The organism is Pantoea sp. CTOTU50773 (assembly GCF_032082325.1).
In the GTDB taxonomy this organism is placed as follows: domain Bacteria; phylum Pseudomonadota; class Gammaproteobacteria; order Enterobacterales; family Enterobacteriaceae; genus Pantoea; species Pantoea communis.
The window spans coordinates 1-16,065 of record NZ_DAMDQC010000003.1 but is presented as its reverse complement, the minus strand read 5'-3'; the positions used below and the strand labels follow the sequence as shown (position 1 = coordinate 16,065).

The 16,065-nt window shown below is 52.8% G+C and carries 17 protein-coding genes; 10 read left to right on the top strand and 7 right to left on the bottom strand.

The window, feature by feature from the left end; translation table 11 throughout:
• Positions 1 to 123: 123 nt before the first annotated feature.
• From sodC to RT340_RS00940, 3 genes are all read right to left on the bottom strand, one after another.
• Positions 124 to 642, bottom strand: coding sequence for a superoxide dismutase family protein (sodC, locus tag RT340_RS00950; RefSeq protein ID WP_058959760.1), 519 nt, complete (start codon positions 640 to 642; stop codon positions 124 to 126).
• A gap of 81 nt (positions 643 to 723) precedes the next feature.
• Positions 724 to 1,620, bottom strand: coding sequence for an aldo/keto reductase family oxidoreductase (locus tag RT340_RS00945; protein ID WP_097119282.1), 897 nt, complete (start codon positions 1,618 to 1,620; stop codon positions 724 to 726).
• 72 nt (positions 1,621 to 1,692) lie between these two features.
• The gene (locus tag RT340_RS00940) at positions 1,693 to 1,932 is read right to left on the bottom strand and encodes a DUF1289 domain-containing protein (RefSeq protein ID WP_034821614.1); all 240 of its coding nucleotides are present in this window, start codon (positions 1,930 to 1,932) and stop codon (positions 1,693 to 1,695) included.
• 227 nt (positions 1,933 to 2,159) lie between these two features.
• On the opposite strand from RT340_RS00940, the gene eptA reads away from it, so the two are divergent.
• From eptA to rnt, 5 genes are all read left to right on the top strand, one after another.
• Positions 2,160 to 3,797 carry a phosphoethanolamine transferase EptA gene (gene eptA / locus RT340_RS00935; RefSeq protein ID WP_313373520.1) on the top strand — a complete coding sequence of 546 codons (1,638 nt, stop codon included), beginning with the start codon at positions 2,160 to 2,162 and terminating at the stop codon, positions 3,795 to 3,797.
• A gap of 39 nt (positions 3,798 to 3,836) precedes the next feature.
• On the top strand, positions 3,837 to 4,433 hold the full coding sequence (locus RT340_RS00930) for a TetR/AcrR family transcriptional regulator (RefSeq protein ID WP_058959757.1): 597 nt from the start codon (positions 3,837 to 3,839) through the stop codon (positions 4,431 to 4,433).
• A 50-nt stretch (positions 4,434 to 4,483) separates the two neighbouring features.
• A complete protein-coding gene (locus tag RT340_RS00925; protein ID WP_313373517.1) occupies positions 4,484 to 5,581 on the top strand; it encodes an alkene reductase in 1,098 nt (365 codons plus the stop codon).
• Positions 5,582 to 5,690: 109 nt separating this feature from the next.
• Complete coding sequence (gloA, locus tag RT340_RS00920; protein ID WP_034821634.1) at positions 5,691 to 6,098, top strand: lactoylglutathione lyase; 408 nt, start codon at positions 5,691 to 5,693, stop codon at positions 6,096 to 6,098.
• A 108-nt stretch (positions 6,099 to 6,206) separates the two neighbouring features.
• A complete protein-coding gene (gene rnt, locus RT340_RS00915; protein WP_045813980.1) occupies positions 6,207 to 6,875 on the top strand; it encodes a ribonuclease T in 669 nt (222 codons plus the stop codon).
• Positions 6,876 to 6,949: 74 nt separating this feature from the next.
• Here the strand turns inward: rnt and RT340_RS00910 are convergent, their stop codons facing one another.
• On the bottom strand, positions 6,950 to 7,285 hold the full coding sequence (locus tag RT340_RS00910) for a Grx4 family monothiol glutaredoxin (protein ID WP_211727975.1): 336 nt from the start codon (positions 7,283 to 7,285) through the stop codon (positions 6,950 to 6,952).
• Positions 7,286 to 7,649: 364 nt separating this feature from the next.
• Here RT340_RS00910 and RT340_RS00905 point away from each other — a divergent pair, with 364 nt between their 5' ends.
• Entirely contained in the window at positions 7,650 to 8,435 is a 786-nt protein-coding gene (locus tag RT340_RS00905) for a C40 family peptidase (protein ID WP_045834204.1), read from the top strand.
• 85 nt (positions 8,436 to 8,520) lie between these two features.
• Here the strand turns inward: RT340_RS00905 and RT340_RS00900 are convergent, their stop codons facing one another.
• The gene (locus RT340_RS00900; protein ID WP_097119278.1) at positions 8,521 to 8,610 is read right to left on the bottom strand and encodes a YnhF family membrane protein; all 90 of its coding nucleotides are present in this window, start codon (positions 8,608 to 8,610) and stop codon (positions 8,521 to 8,523) included.
• A 274-nt stretch (positions 8,611 to 8,884) separates the two neighbouring features.
• Between RT340_RS00900 and purR the strand changes: the two genes are divergently transcribed.
• A complete protein-coding gene (gene purR, locus RT340_RS00895; RefSeq protein ID WP_211727846.1) occupies positions 8,885 to 9,910 on the top strand; it encodes an HTH-type transcriptional repressor PurR in 1,026 nt (341 codons plus the stop codon).
• Here the strand turns inward: purR and punR are convergent.
• On the bottom strand, positions 9,907 to 10,818 hold the full coding sequence (punR, locus tag RT340_RS00890; protein ID WP_211727845.1) for a DNA-binding transcriptional activator PunR: 912 nt from the start codon (positions 10,816 to 10,818) through the stop codon (positions 9,907 to 9,909). The genes purR and punR overlap by 4 nt on opposite strands.
• A 108-nt stretch (positions 10,819 to 10,926) precedes the next feature.
• Here punR and punC point away from each other — a divergent pair, with 108 nt between their 5' ends.
• Positions 10,927 to 12,129, top strand: a complete 1,203-nt coding sequence (punC, locus tag RT340_RS00885; RefSeq protein WP_097119275.1) for a purine nucleoside transporter PunC — start codon at positions 10,927 to 10,929, stop codon at positions 12,127 to 12,129.
• Positions 12,130 to 12,437: 308 nt separating this feature from the next.
• Positions 12,438 to 13,586: a cyclopropane fatty acyl phospholipid synthase gene (cfa, locus tag RT340_RS00880; RefSeq protein WP_034821653.1), complete on the top strand. Its 1,149-nt coding sequence runs from the start codon at positions 12,438 to 12,440 to the stop codon at positions 13,584 to 13,586.
• 48 nt (positions 13,587 to 13,634) lie between these two features.
• Here cfa and RT340_RS00875 read toward each other — a convergent pair whose 3' ends face one another.
• On the bottom strand, positions 13,635 to 14,285 hold the full coding sequence (locus RT340_RS00875) for a riboflavin synthase (RefSeq protein ID WP_034821656.1): 651 nt from the start codon (positions 14,283 to 14,285) through the stop codon (positions 13,635 to 13,637).
• A gap of 198 nt (positions 14,286 to 14,483) precedes the next feature.
• Between RT340_RS00875 and RT340_RS00870 the strand changes: the two genes are divergently transcribed.
• The gene (locus tag RT340_RS00870) at positions 14,484 to 15,857 is read left to right on the top strand and encodes an MATE family efflux transporter (protein ID WP_211727843.1); all 1,374 of its coding nucleotides are present in this window, start codon (positions 14,484 to 14,486) and stop codon (positions 15,855 to 15,857) included.
• Positions 15,858 to 16,065: the final 208 nt, after the last annotated feature.

The window sequence follows — 16,065 nt, the reverse complement described above, 5'->3', positions numbered from 1 at the left end:
AGAGGTTTTATTCCTGAATCAACATCATAGGACGGATAGCGTGCGGAGTGTAGCGGGAAAGTGGGTCAGAATTTTTCCGGCAGTGAAAAGATGCAGACGGCAGATTGCCTGCCGCCTAAGAGTTTAAATCACACCGCAGGCAAATCGCGCACCGCCTCCCCCTAACGGCTGCGGATGATCTGCATGATTATCGCCACCCACATGAACCATTAACGCCTTCCCTTTCACTTCGCTCAGCGATTTTATACGCGGCGCCACCACCGGGTAATCGGCCTTGCCATCGTCAGTGACATACAGAGCAGGCAGATCGCCCAAGTGACCCTCTGCGTAAGGCCCGAGATGTTTGCCGGTGTTTTGTGGATCCAGATGTCCACCCGCTGCGCCGGCCGCAACAGTTTTGCCATCCGATTGACCAGGCTCACAACTGCCTTTGGCATGCACGTGGAAGCCGTGAACACCCGGTTTCAGGCCGGTTAGCGCGGGGGCGAACTGCAAACCATATGGCGTTTCACTGATGGTGACTTTGCCAATGGCGGCGCCGATACCCTGTGCGGTGACCTCATGCAATGTCACCTCTTCAGAGGCGGCCTGAGCGCCAGCAGCACAGACCAGCGCCAGTGTGGCGATGAGAATTTTTTTCATAACGTCTCCTTACGGTTGAAATGCCCTGTAAGCCTGGACCGGAATAGGCCAGGCTGCCGTAATTTGACGTAGTTTTACGCTTCAGGGCACATCAAAACCGAGTGCCGCTTTGCGAATGCGGAACCACTGCTGACGATCGAGCGTCAGTTGGCAAGCGCCTGCCGCTTCGCTGACGCGCGTGGCTTTACCGGATCCGATGATTGGCAGTGGGCGGCTTGGCAATTTCATCACCCACGCATACACCACCTGTTCAATGCTGCTCGCGCCGATTTCCTGTTTTACCTGCTCAAGCTCATCACGCAGCGGCTGATAATGCGCATCGTTAAACAGACGTCCACCGCCTAAACAGGACCATGCCATCGGCCGGATGCGCACCTGCTGACACTGATCAAGCGTGCCATCGAGCAGCGTTGACTGTTCCAGCGGTGAGATTTCCAGTTGGTTGGTCACCAGGCTAAACGGCAGGCGAGATTGCAGCAGCGTGAACTGGGAAGCGGTAAAGTTTGACACGCCGAAGTGATGCACTTTGCCGCTCTGATGCAGTGCCATAAAGGCTTCGGCCATTTCATCTGCATCCATTAAAGGATCCGGGCGATGAATCAGCAGCAGATCGAGATAATCGGTGTTGAAGTAACGCAGGGAATTTTCCGCACTGTGCAGGATGTGGCTGGCCTCGGTAATGTAATGGCCAATTTTATGTTCCGGTTTGGCTCGTGTTGCAATGCCGCATTTGGTGACAATCTGCAGTTTTTCACGCAGCCCCGGTGCAAGACGCAGCGCCTCGCCAAAAGCGGCTTCACAACCGTAGTTACCATAAATATCGGCGTGATCGACCGTGGTGATGCCCAATGACAGATGATGCTCGATAAAAGCCACTAACTGCTGCGGCGTCATGCCCCACTCCAGCAGGCGCCAGTAGCCAACGATCAGCGGTGAGAATTGAGGTCCCTGCGGGGCGATAGTTTGCGGTTGTAACATCGGTAAACTCCCTTGAGCGCGAAAGCGGAAAGCGAAGCTGGGAGTATAACGGAAAGGCAAATCATCGTTTTCTTAAAACAGTGAGGGTTGTTCCGGATCATGATTCTCATCGACTTTTTGTTGTCGATGCAGGCGCAGCCAGCGTTGGCGACATAACCGCAACACATCACGTTTTTGCGCATCGGTAAACTTCATCCAGTTAAAGCGTTCCTCACGGCTACGCAGACAGCCGCGACAATAGCCGCGCGCATCACTCTGACAGATGCCGCGACACGGGCTGGGAACAGGAAAGAACTCTAATTGCTCGGCCACATCCACTCCGGTTTAACAATAAGCTTTATATTGATAACAGCTTAGTGACATTGTGCAAAGCGTATACGTAGTTCGCCCAGATTTCATCCAGCCATCACCACGGAAATGGATATTTACCATTGTTCTCAGCGCAAGAACCTTTGGTTGGGTACTGTTTAATAAGCGTTAAGGTTTTCCTCATATTGAATTCATACGATTGTCACATTCCATCCTGCTACTGAGTTTTCATGATATTCACGAACAAGTTACAGTGCCATGCCAGCAGTTTTAATCTGATTGCCGCCCTGTTTTTTACCCTCGTGCTCAACGCCCTGTTTCTACTGCGGGCGTGGGAAATTATCCCTTACGATCGCCTTCACGATTACCTGTTTGCTGCCAGCATTCCGGTGGTGCTGGCCTCTGCGTTCTATCTGATTTTCTCGTTGCTGGCATGGCCCTATGTTCGCAAGCCGCTGCTTATTCTGTTGGTGATGGCCAGCGCCGCCGCTAACTACTTTATGCACAGCTTCGGTACGGTGATCGACACCAACATGATCGAAAACGCGTTTGAGTCGGATGCTCAGGAAGCTGGAGCATTGATCAGCAGTGGTTATGTGGTGTGGATGATCTTGATGGGGTTGGTGCCCGTCGCCGCCATTTGCATGGTGCGCATTAAAACGGGCCAACGCTGGTGGTGGAGCCTGCTGCAACGTCTGGCCGGGGCGCTGGGTGCGATTTTGCTGATTCTGCTGATGGCGGTGCTGTTCTACAAAGATTACGCTTCGCTGATTCGCAACAATAAAGGGCTGGTGAAGATGATCACCCCGGCCAATATTGTCAGCGGCACCGGTCATTACGTTGATCAGCGTTATCTGCAAGGCAGCCAGACGCTGGTCAAAATTGGCCTGGATGCCAAAAAAGGCCCGCTGATCACCGCGGAACCGAAGAAAACGCTGGTGGTATTAGTGGTCGGCGAAACCGGACGTGCTGAGAACTTCTCTCTTGGCGGCTATGCGCGTGAAACCAATCCTGAACTGAAAAAACAGCAGGTTATCTACTATCCCGACGCCAGTTCCTGTGGCACGGAGACCGCCATTTCAGTGCCCTGCATGTTCTCCAACATGCCGCGAGAGCATTACGACGCCAACCTGGCGCATCATCAGGAAGGCGTGCTAGATATTCTCGCCCACGCCGGGGTCAGTGTGTTGTGGCGCGAAAACGATGGCGGCTGTAAAGGCGCCTGCGATCGCGTGCCACACACCGATATGACGCAGTGGAATTTATCGCAATATTGCCACGATGGTTTCTGTCTCGATGATGTTCTGCTGCATCGTTTTGATAACTATGTGGACAGTCTGCACAATGACGGGATTATCGTGTTACATCAAATGGGCAGCCACGGTCCGGCCTATTATCAGCGTTATCCGGCGGAATTCCGTCGCTTCACGCCAACCTGCGATAGCAACCAGATTCAGGATTGCGATCATCAGGCGTTGGTGAATACCTATGATAACTCTCTGTTGTACACCGACGATATGGTGAGCCGCACCATTGATAAACTTAAAGCTTTGAGCGATCGCTTCAACGTAGCGCTGGTCTATCTCTCAGACCACGGTGAATCACTGGGTGAACACGGTATGTATCTGCACGGTGCGCCATATATGTTTGCGCCCTCACAGCAGACACATATCCCACTGTTGATGTGGATGTCACCAGGCTATGCGTCGGCGTTCCACATTAATGAGACCTGTTTACGCCAGCAGGCCGCGAGTGAGAAAGTGTCGCAAGACAATCTTTTCCATACGGTTTTGGGCATGTTCAACATCCAAACGCAAGAGTACCAACCGCAACTGGACATGATCAGATCGTGCCAAAATGCCGGATAAGGTTTGCATTAGACCGACTGGTCTAATACTGTGTGGCCCATGAACAAGACTGTGCAACGCAACGAAACCCGTGAACATCTGCTCGCTACTGGCGAGCAGGTTTGTCTGCAACGCGGTTTTACCGGCATGGGCCTGAGCGAAATGCTGGCGCTGGCGGAAGTGCCCAAAGGATCGTTTTACCACTACTTCCGCTCCAAAGAAGCTTTTGGCGTGGCGTTGCTGGAACGCTATTTCGTTAACTACCTGCAGCAGGTCGATCAGCAGTTAAATCAGCCGGGCTTGTCAGCACGGGAACGTTTGCTGGCCCACTTCCGCTATGGCGCCACGCTATTTATCGAGCAAGGCCATATCGTGGGCTGTTTGGGTGTGAAGTTATCGGCGGAAGTCTGCGATTTATCAGAACCGATGCGTGATGCCTTGCAGCATGGTGCCAGCGCTATGATCGCGACTTATGCCCGCTGTTTGAGCGAAGTCGCCGCTGAACAGCCGCTGCCGTATGGACAAACGCCCGAGCAACTGGCACAGCGCTGTTACCTGTTGTGGTTAGGCGCCAGTTTGCAAAGCAAAATATCGCGAGAGTCAGGCCCGATTACCCTGGCACTTGAAACCATTGAACAGTGGCTGAATGGCCGCTGATTTTTAAAAACCGCAGTTTCTAGACGACCGGTCTACTTATAGGAGTCATCATGGCGAGTAAACAGCTGTTTTCCCCACTCAAAGTGGGCGCGATTACCGTACCTAACCGTATATTTATGGCACCGCTGACGCGTCTGCGCAGCATTGAGCCGGGCGACATCCCAACCCCGCTGATGGCGGAATATTATCAGCAGCGCGCCAGCGCCGGTCTGATCATTACTGAAGCAACGCAGATCTCTTTCCAGGCGAAAGGTTATGCTGGTGCACCGGGTTTGCATACTCAGCAGCAAATTGCCGCGTGGAAAGTGATCAACGAAAGCATTCATGCGGCGAAAGGTCACAGCGCGGTGCAACTGTGGCACACCGGCCGTATCTCGCATAACAGCGTTCAGCCGGAAGGCAAAGCGCCTGTTGCACCTTCTGCTCTGGCTGCGGGCACACGTACCTCACTGCGTGCTGAAGATGGCACCGTTTACCGTGAAGATACCTCGGTGCCGCGTGAACTGAGCGTGGCGGAAATTCAGCAGATCGTAAAAGATTTCGGTCAGGCGGCGGCGAACGCGCGTGAAGCCGATTTCGACCTGCTGGAGCTGCATTCTGCCCACGGCTACCTGATGCACCAGTTCCTGGCACCGGGTTCCAACCAGCGTACCGATGAATACGGTGGTTCGATTGAGAAACGCGGTCGATTCGCGCTGGAAGTGGTGGATGCGGCGATTGCTAACTGGTCTGCCGATCGTATCGGCATTCGCATCTCGCCAATCGGAGCCTTCCAGAATCTGGAAAATGGTGCCGATGAAGAAGCTGCCGCGTTGTGGTACATCTCCGAGCTGGGCCAGCGTGGTCTCGCGTATCTGCACCTGTCTGAACCAGACTGGGCCGGTGGCCAGCCTTACAGCGATGCTTTCCGTGCAAAAGTTCGTGCGCTGTTCCCAGGCGTAATCATCGGTGCGGGTGCTTACAGCGTTGAGAAAGCTGACGACCTGATTGCACGTGGCTTGATTGATGCCGTGGCCTTTGGTCGCGACTTTATTGCTAACCCGGATCTGGTTGAGCGTCTGCAGCAAGACGCACCGCTGAATCCACAGCGTCCGGAAAGCTTCTACGGCGGCGGCGCTGAAGGCTATACGGATTATCCAAGCCTGTAAGAATCAAGCTGCCGCACCGGATGTGCGGCAGTGCTGTTTCTTCAGGGCATTAACTGGCTATACTTGCTAGTCTTTGTCATTCCCTGATGACTTTTCAAAAGAGGATGTTATGCGTTTACTTCACACCATGTTACGCGTTGGCGATCTGCAACGTTCTATCGATTTTTATACCCGTGTGCTGGGCATGCGCGTACTGCGTCAGAGCGAAAACACCGAATACAAATACACCCTGGCTTTCGTGGGTTACACCGAAGAGAGTGAAGGCGCGGTGATCGAACTGACCTACAACTGGGGCGTGGACAAGTACGACCTCGGTAATGCTTATGGTCATATCGCGCTGGGCGTCGATAACGTCGCTGAGACCTGCGAGCGCATCCGCAGTGTCGGTGGCAACGTGACGCGTGAAGCCGGTCCGGTAAAAGGCGGCACCACCATTATTGCCTTTGTTGAAGATCCCGATGGCTACAAAATCGAGCTGATCGAAAACAAACACGCTGGTCACGGCCTCGGTCACTGATGCCGTTAGTCAGTCTGCTAATTTGCAGGCTGACTTCCCTCTCCTGCTGCACCCTCCTGTAATTTTTGCCATAATGCGCGCTGCCCCATTTCTTGCTATGAGATCCTGATGTCTGAATCGAACGCCTTAAACGCTCTTCATCAACGCTTCCGTGGTTTTTATCCTGTGGTTATTGACGTCGAAACCGCCGGCTTTAACGCGCAAACCGATGCACTGCTGGAAATTGCGGCCACCACGCTCAAGATGGATGAGGACGGTTGGTTACACCGTGATGAAACCCTGCACTTTCACGTTGAGCCGTTCGAAGGCGCGATCCTGAATCCTGCGGCGCTGGCGTTTACCGGTATCGATCCCTCCAACCCTTTACGCGGCGCGGTGAGCGAATACGAAGCGCTGCATGCTATCTTCAAGATGGTGCGCAAAGGCACCAAAGATCATGGCTGTAATCGCGCCATTATCGTGGCGCACAATGCGACTTTCGATTTGAACTTTGTGATGGCCGCCGCCGAACGCGCCAGCCTGAAGCGTAATCCCTTCCATCCGTTTGCGACCTTTGATACCGCGGCACTGAGCGGTTTGGTGTTGGGACAGACGGTATTGGCAAAAGCCTGCAAAGCGGCGGGGATGGAGTTTGATAGCACGCAGGCGCACTCCGCGCTGTACGACACCGAGCAAACGGCCACGCTGTTCTGTGAGTTGGTGAACCGCTGGAAACGTTTGGGGGGCTGGCCACTGGCTTTCAGTGAAGAACAGACTGAAGACGATGCCTCTGCCTGATGGGTTGATTGGCTGATTGGCTGATTTCCGGAGGAGTACGCAAAGAAAAGGCCGACATGTGTCGGCCTTCGCAATTATTCCGCTTCTTTATACTTATCAGCGGTTTCTTTCACCAGCGGCTGCAATTCGCCACGCTGGAACATCTCAACGATAATGTCGCAACCGCCGACCAGCTCGCCATCCACCCACAATTGCGGGAAAGTCGGCCAGTTAGCGTATTTTGGCAATTCTGCACGGATATCCGGGTTTTGCAGAATATCCACATACGCGAAGCGCTCACCACAGGCAGAAAGCGCCTGCACAGCCTGTGCAGAGAAACCGCAGCTTGGCAGTTTCGGGGAACCTTTCATGTATAACAGAATCGGGTTTTCTGCGATCTGGCGCTGAATTTTTTCAACAGTACTCATTATTGCCTTCCTTAATCCTTCACTTCGTGTTTGTTTATTGTAGCGACTTCAGCCCCGCACTGAAAACGGGATTTTGCGTTACCGACCGGCTGATCGCCATGTTTGTTAAGTGCTGAGTGTACAAATAACATTTTCCTATCATTAATAAGCATGAACAAATTAATAATTAGCAATAATTTCGCTGCGTTAAACAGCTGAAATCGCTCAATTTAGCGACATTATCTGCCTGGTAACAGATTAATAGAAAAAGGCCTTACCTTTTGGAAAAAAAGTGGATTAGAATTGCTTCGGCGCTGATCGTTGATCAGATTTCTCTTACTCTGCCGCAGCCTGCTTTTTGCCAGACTGCTTAACCTGTAACCGGACTATGCGTTTACTGATTACGCTTTTCATACTGGCTTTTGCCCAACTGTTCTTTAACGTGGCTTCTGCTTCTCAGCATGCCCCGATTAATGCCAGTTTGCATAATGCTGAGAAAAAAAGTGCGCGTGAAGATGAGCGCCGCAAGCGACGCCCGGTTAAAACAACGGCTAAAAAGTCTCGCCTGACCACCGTGCAGAAGCTCAAGCTGAAAAAGCAGAGTAAAACTGAAACCGCCTTAAACAAATCCAGCCGCAAAAAATCCCTGCTGAAGTCGCCATTGAAAAAGTATGGCCATCAACGCCTCGCGAAAAAGTCCCCAGATGTGGACGATGAAGTTCAGGGGCTGACCGGCATCAAGATGAGCAAATCCCACCGCCTGCGCTACCAAAAGGCACGCGAAACCGCGATGACGAAGTTGATGGGGCAACTGGGCAAGCCTTACCAGTGGGGTGGCACCTCACCCCATACCGGTTTCGATTGCAGTGGTTTGGTCTGGTATGCCTATAAAGATCTCGTCAAATATAAATTCCCACGCACGGCGAATGAGATGTATCACCTGCACGATGCCGCGCCCATTAAGCGTGAGATGCTGGAGAAAGGGGATTTGGTATTCTTCCGCATCAATAATCGCGGGACTGCCGATCATGTGGGTGTTTACCTCGGCAACGGTAAATTCATTCAGTCACCCCGCACCGGTAAAGACATTCAGATTAGCGCATTGGGCGAAGACTACTGGCAGAAACACTATGTCGGTGCGCGCCGTATGATGACTCCAAAAACTATTCGCTAATTGTTGCGCAACATCCTGTGGCTCTCGCCACAAAAAAAGCCGGACGCTTAATCAGTGCCGGCTTTTTTTATTGATGCGCTTTGAATTAATGAAGAATGGCGGTGAAGCTAAACGCAATAATCATCAACAGTGCGCCAACCGTGGTCATTAGCGCCAGCTTTAAATCTGTACTCATCACTACTCCTTAGTCACACATTTATTAGGGTTAAAACAATTTTCGCACAGCGGTGGGCAAAAATCTCGTCTTATCCGCGCTGGCTTGCTAGAATCGCCGCCTTTCGTTGCGCAACTGATTTTGCGCATGCTGTATTTACAGCCTGCTGAAGTGATTTTCCCTGCCTGAAACGGCAGAATTGCCCCCCCTTTTAAGGCATAAAACCCTTCGCAGACGCAAACGTTTAACAATATACTTATCAGTAAGTTGCGATAAGCCGGGGAGTAACTTTTTCATGGCAACAATTAAAGATGTAGCGAAACGCGCGGGTGTATCTACCACCACCGTTTCGCATGTCATCAACAAAACGCGTTTTGTTGCAGAGGAAACGCGTAACGCCGTATGGGAAGCGATTAAAGAGCTGCACTATTCGCCGAGCGCCGTTGCGCGTAGTTTGAAGGTGAATAACACCAAAACGCTGGGACTGTTAGCCACTTCCAGCGAAGCGCCCTACTTTGCCGAAATTATCGAAGCGGTTGAGAACCACTGTTTCGAACGCGGCTATACCTTGATTCTGGGCAACGCACATAACGATTTGCAAAAGCAGCGCGCTTACCTGTCGATGATGGCGCAAAAGCGTGTGGATGGTCTGTTAGTCATGTGCTCCGAGTATCCTGACGATTTGCTGCAGATGCTGGAAGACAACCGCAACATTCCGATGGTCGTGATGGACTGGGGCGCATCTCGCGGCGACTTCACCGATACCGTACAGGATAACGCCTTCCAGGGGGGTTACCTGGCTGGACGCTACCTTATCGAGCGCGGTCACCGAGATATCGGTGCGATTCCGGGTCAAATGGAGCGCAACACCGGCGGCGGGCGCCATGCGGGCTTCCTGCAGGCGATGAGCGAAGGCGGTGTGACCGTGCGGTCTGAATGGGTTGTTCAGGGCGACTTCGAGCCAGAATCGGGTTATCAGGCGATGCAGCAGATCCTTAATCAGAAACAGCGTCCGACCGCCGTGTTCTGCGGGGGCGATATCATGGCGATGGGCGCGATCTGTGCCGCCGATGAGATGGGACTGCGCGTGCCGCAGGACATCTCCGTGATTGGCTATGATAACGTGCGCAACGCGCGCTACTTCACCCCTGCGCTCACCACAGTTCACCAGCCGAAAGCGGAGTTGGGCAAAAAAGCGCTGGAAATGCTGCTGGATCGCATCACCAGCAAACGCGAAGAGCCGCAAACCATTGAGGTCCAGCCTACACTGATTGAGCGGCGCTCCGTGGCGGACGGCCCGTTCCGTGATTACCGCCGTTAAAGCTGATTTTCGCTGAGCCACTCGTGGTTCAGCGTTTCAGCATCGCCAAGATAGACGAGTAACCACTCCAGCGCGGGTGACGCACGCTGTTCTGACCAACTGACGCAGCAGGGACTTTCCGGAAACGGCTGCGGCAGTGATAGCTCGACCAACGCACCCTTATCCAATAATGGCCGCGCCAGGTGGCCTGGCACCATGCCCACGCACAATCCCGCCTGCAAACAATCCATCCCTGTTTCCCACTCTGGCACCACCAGACGTCGCTGATTATCCAGCGTCCAGGTCATGCGTCTCGGTAATGCGCGGGACGTATCTTCCAGCACCAGCGATGGCCAGGCACGCAACACTTCTTCATTGAGGTCGGTACTCGCGGCCAGAGGATGGTCGGGACTGACCACACAACGCCAGTTGAGGGCACCCATATCCTGAAAGGCAAAACGTCCACCCACCGGGATCGCCTGGGTGGCGCCAATCGCCACATCGACCCGCCCGTCCGCTAAGGCATCCCATACACCGTTAAATACCTCGTAGCTGATGATCAATTCCATATCCGGGAAATGACGGTAAAAATCCTTTACCAGTTGTCGGGTACGCTGGGGTTTTACAATGCAATCCACGGCAATACTTAGCTGTCCGCGCCAGCCATTCGCCAGTTGCTGGCATTGCCTGCGGGTTGCCAGCATTTTTTTGATAACAAATCGCCCTTCACGCACAAAATGCTCGCCTGCAGGGGTTAACACCACCTCACGGTGCTGACGCTCAAATAACGGCACGGCCAGCCAGGTTTCCAGCTGACGCACCGTATAGCTGACGGCAGAGGGCACGCGATGTAATTCCTGCGCCGCTGCGCTGAAACTGCCATTGCGCGCGACGGCGTCCACTACTTCCAGCGCATACTCAGACCACATACTTTTGCCTTCAAAAATTTTAACAGCACTGCGCAAATATTAGCGTTTCACAAAGAATGACGCACTCTTTTACACTCCCCGACGTTCAATCTGCCAATGAGAATTACTATGTTGTCGTCAAAAGGATTTATGCCCTATCTTGCCGTGCTCAGCATGCTCGGCTTCCTCGCTACGGATATGTATCTGCCTGCTTTTGGCGATATGCAGCGTGACTTCGCCACCGCGCCGGGCACCATCAGCGCCAGCCTCAGTCTATTTCTCGGTGGTTTTGCCTGCGCCCAGGTATTCTGGGGACCGTTGTCAGATCGCTTTGGACGTAAACCCATTTTATTGGCAGGTTTGACGATTTTTGCCCTGGGTTGCCTGGGGATGTTATGGGTGACGGACGTCAATATGATGCTGGCACTGCGCTTTGTGCAGGCGGTTGGCGTGTGCGCCGCCGCGGTCAGCTGGCAGGCACTGGTGGTCGATCGCTACCCCAAAGCCCAGGCCAATAAAGTTTTTGCTACCATAATGCCACTGGTTGCCCTTTCTCCTGCGCTGGCACCTTTGTTAGGTGCATGGCTGATGGGCCATTTCCACTGGCGCAGTATCTTTGTCGTGCTGACGATCATTGCCGTGCTGCTGGTCATCGGCACGCTGCAGCTTGCTGCGCCTAAAAAAGCCAAAGCAGATAATGCTCCGCAACCCGGCTGGCTGAATCTGCTCTCCACACGTGTCTACAGCGGCAACGTGCTGATCTACTCTGCCTGTTCTGCCAGTTTCTTTGCCTGGCTAACCGGTTCGCCGTTTATCCTGGCGTCTGCGGGTTTAACTCCCGCCGATATTGGTCTGAGCTATATTCCGCAAACCATCGCGTTTTTGATTGGTGGCTTTGGTTGCCGCGCGATGCTGAGCCGATATCAAGGATCGCAACTGCTGCCGTGGCTGTTGGTGCTTTACAGCCTGAGCATATTAAGTCTGTTTGTCGTCGCGATGCTGCCTGCGCCTTCGTTGATTGCTCTGCTGCTGCCTTTCTGTGGCATGGCACTGGCCAATGGCGCCATTTACCCGATTGTGGTTTCCAGCGCATTAGCGCCTTTTCCGCACGCCACGGGCAAAGCCGCAGGTTTGCAAAATCTGCTGCAACTGGGTTTGTGCTTTATCGCCAGCCTGTTGGTCTCTGCCGGATTACAACAGGCGCTATATAACACCACACTGGTGATGGTCGCCACTGTCGTGCTGGCCTGGGCTGGCTTCATCTGGCAACGCAGCTTAAACGCACAAAGTGATATTGCTCACACCTCCCGTCCCTGCGAAGATAATCACTGATGCAACGATTATCGTTAGCAAACTAACGATAACCCGTTGAATATTGACCCACGTGAGCATATACTCAGTGGGTCAGCATTTCTGCAACAAATCAATAACATAATTGCATTAATTTTAAGCGACCCTGTCGCTGGGATGGCGTCTGCACGATCTCCTCTCCTGATTGGTGCCAGACATTTCTATTCAGATTCATGCCTCTGTAAAACGTCGGATATCTGGCGCACGGATTTTCCGTGAGTTCTCTCACAGGCCTTAGGAAATTGACTATTATTTCCACAGGTTCAAATCGGAAGGGTGATGGAGAAGCTATGAGTTCATCGTGTATAGAAGAAGTGAGCCTTGAAGAAAACCACTGGTTTCGCATCGTCAACGAATTACTGGAACGCGCTGATGTTGCAGTCAATGGCACACGCCCCTGGGATATTCAGGTCAAGCATCCGGATTTTTTTAAACGTGTTTTGCAGGAAGGATCGCTAGGTCTGGGTGAAAGTTATATGGATGGCTGGTGGGATTGCGAACAATTGGATGTCTTTTTCCATCGCGTTCTGCAACAACATCTGGATAAACAACTCCCACGTCATTTTAAAGATACCTTGCGTATTGCGGCCGCGCGTTTAACCAATTTACAGTCTAAGAAACGCGCCTGGATTGTCGGGAAAGAACATTACGATCTCGGTAACGATCTTTTTTCACTGATGCTCGATCCCTTTATGCAGTACTCCTGCGGTTACTGGAAAGACGCTGAAACACTGGAACAGGCTCAGTATGCCAAGCTGGATATGATCTGCCGCAAATTGCAGCTTGAACCCGGCATGACGTTGCTGGATATCGGCTGCGGCTGGGGCGGACTGGCTGAATTTGCCGCGCGCAATTATGGCGTCAAAGTGCATGGCGTCACCATCTCGGCTGAGCAGCAGAAGTTAGCTCAGCAGCGCTGTGAAGGGCTGGACGTGACCATTTTGCTGCAGGATTACCGTGATTTGAATTTGCAGTTCGATCGCATTGTATCCGTCGGCATGTTCGAACACGTGGGGCCGAAAAACTATGCCACTTATTTTGACGTTGCCGATCGCAATCTCAAACCAGACGGCATATTTTTACTGCACACCATTGGTGCCATCACCACCGATATGAATGTGGATCCCTGGATTGATAAATATATCTTCCCCAACGGGTGTTTACCGTCTGTGCGTCAAATTGCTGATGCCAGCGAGAAGCATTTTATTATGGAAGACTGGCATAATTTTGGTGCGGATTATGACACCACCCTGATGGCATGGCATGAACGATTCCAGAAGACCTGGCCGCAACTGGAAGAAAAATACGGCGATCGCTTTAAACGGATGTTTAGTTATTATCTCAATGCTTGCGCCGGCGCTTTCCGCGCGCGTGACATCCAATTATGGCAGGTGGTATTCAGTCGCGGTAAAGAAGGTGGTTTACGCGTTGCACGGTAATCAAAGATGAGAATTTAAAAAGGCGCCGCGGCGCCTTTTTTTATTGGATTACTCAGCGTCTGCGGCTTGCGCCAGCGCGATAGCCGCGGCTTCACGTTGGGCCAAAACGCGTTCCACCGTCTCGACAATCGCCTGAGTATGGGGATCGATCTCAATGTTCACTTTGTGCCCCAGTTTTTTCGCACCCAGCGTGGTGCGCTCCAGCGTTTCCGGAATCAGGTGCACACAGAATTTGCTTTTGGTGACGTCACCCACGGTCAGGCTGATGCCATCGATACCGACGAAACCTTTATGCAGGATATATTTGATCTGAGAAGCATCCTGTAATTTAAACCACACTTCACGGTTATTTTCAGACTGGATGATTTTGCAGATTTCTGCTGTGGTCATAATATGGCCAGACATTAAATGTCCGCCAATTTCGTCACTGAACTTCGCCGCGCGCTCAATATTCACCACATCGCCCACCGCTAATTCACCCAGGTTGGTAATGCGCAGGGTTTCTTTGATAAGGTCGAAGCTCACGCGATCGCCCTCAATCGCCGTCACCGTCAGGCAGCAGCCGTTGTGCGCCACCGAGGCGCCCAACGCTAATCCCGGTAAAAGTTCTTCCGGCAGACGTACGATATGGGTACGAAACAACTCTTTTTCTTCTACGGCGATAATTTCGGCCGTGCCCTGCACAATTCCAGTAAACATACTCTCAGCCTCTGCGAAGTTTGCGCCAGTTTATCACAGCTTGAGCAGCGCGGTTTAATTTGCCGGAGTTCAAACTTTACACAATTAACTTAACAAAATGCGATCAAAGTTTGGTGGAACGCAGCGCTACCGCTACACTAGCCGCGCATTCTTTGGGGATATCTCCCCTCTTCTCTTCTTAATTTAAGCAGGTGTTACGTGCAGAAGTATTTAACAGAAGCGCGTCAATTGCTGGCCCTCGCGATCCCGGTCATCCTTGCTCAGGTGGCTCAGACGGCGATGGGTTTTGTGGATACCATTATGGCCGGTGCGGTGAGCGCCACGGATATGGCCGCCGTTGCTGTCGGCACCTCTATCTGGCTTCCCGCCATTCTGTTTGGTCATGGTCTTCTGCTGGCGTTGACGCCCACCGTTGCGCAATTCAACGGTTCAGGACGCCGCGAACGCATCGCGGAACAAGTGCGTCAGGGTTACTGGCTGGCACTGGCAGTCGCATTGCTGATCATGGTGGTGTTGTGGAATGCCGGCTATTTGATTCATGCCATGCACGATATCGATCCGCAACTGGCGGCTAAAGCCGAAGGCTATCTCCATGCATTACTGTGGGGTGCACCCGGCTACCTGTTCTTCCAGGTGGCGCGTAATCAGTGCGATGGTTTATCAAAAACCAAGCCAGCCATGCTGCTGGGCTTTTTAGGTTTGCTGGTTAACATTCCCCTGAACTACGTCTTTATTTACGGTCATTTCGGTATGCCCGCACTCGGGGGCGTAGGCTGTGGTGTCGCCACCGCTTCGGTTTACTGGGTGATGTTTATGGTGATGCGTTTCTGGCTGAAACGCATGGCAAGCATGCGCGATATTCGCATGAACAGCCGCTGGTCACCGCCCTCACGCGTCATCTTGTTTCGGCTGTTTACCCTCGGGTTACCGGTGGCGCTGGCACTGTTCTTTGAGGTCACTTTGTTTGCGGTGGTGGCACTGCTGGTCTCTCCGCTGGGGATCGTCAAAGTCGCGGGTCATCAGATTGCGCTGAACTTCAGTTCGCTGATGTTCGTTCTGCCACTGTCACTCGGTGTCGCGACTACCATCCGCGTGGGCTATCGTCTTGGGCAGGGGTCAACTGAACAGGCGCGCGTGGCGGCATGGACGGGACAAGGTGTCGGTATCAGCATGGCCGCTATCACAGCGATCTTCACCATCACCTTCCGTGAACATATCGCCGCACTGTATACCGCCAATCCAGAAGTGATTACGCTGGCCGCCCAGCTGATGCTGCTCGCTGCCATCTATCAGTTCTCAGATTCCATTCAGGTCATTGGTAGCGGGATTCTGCGCGGCTACAAAGATACGCGTTCCATCTTCTTTATCACCCTGATTGCCTATTGGGTACTGGGTTTACCGGTGGGTTATATTCTGGCGCTGACCGACTGGGTGGTACCGCAACTCGGTCCGGCGGGATTCTGGTGCGGATTTATTGTCGGCCTGACGTCTGCTGCCGTGATGATGATTTGGCGTATTCTTCGGTTGCAACGTTTGCCGGCGCAGATAATTTTGGCGCGCGCGGCCCGCTAAGTCGCTGAACAGGCCGTTATTTGCCCCCGCAATGCCTAAAAAAACAGCGGGTCGCACAGATGCTGGTCAGTCGTCATGGAAAATCATTTTTTCCCTTGCCAGCATCGCGGCCTGCCGTTAATATTCGTCCCCGCTGTCGCCCTGATAGCATGTTGCGCTCTTAGCTCAGTTGGTTAGAGCACCACCTTGACATGGTGGGGGTCGATGG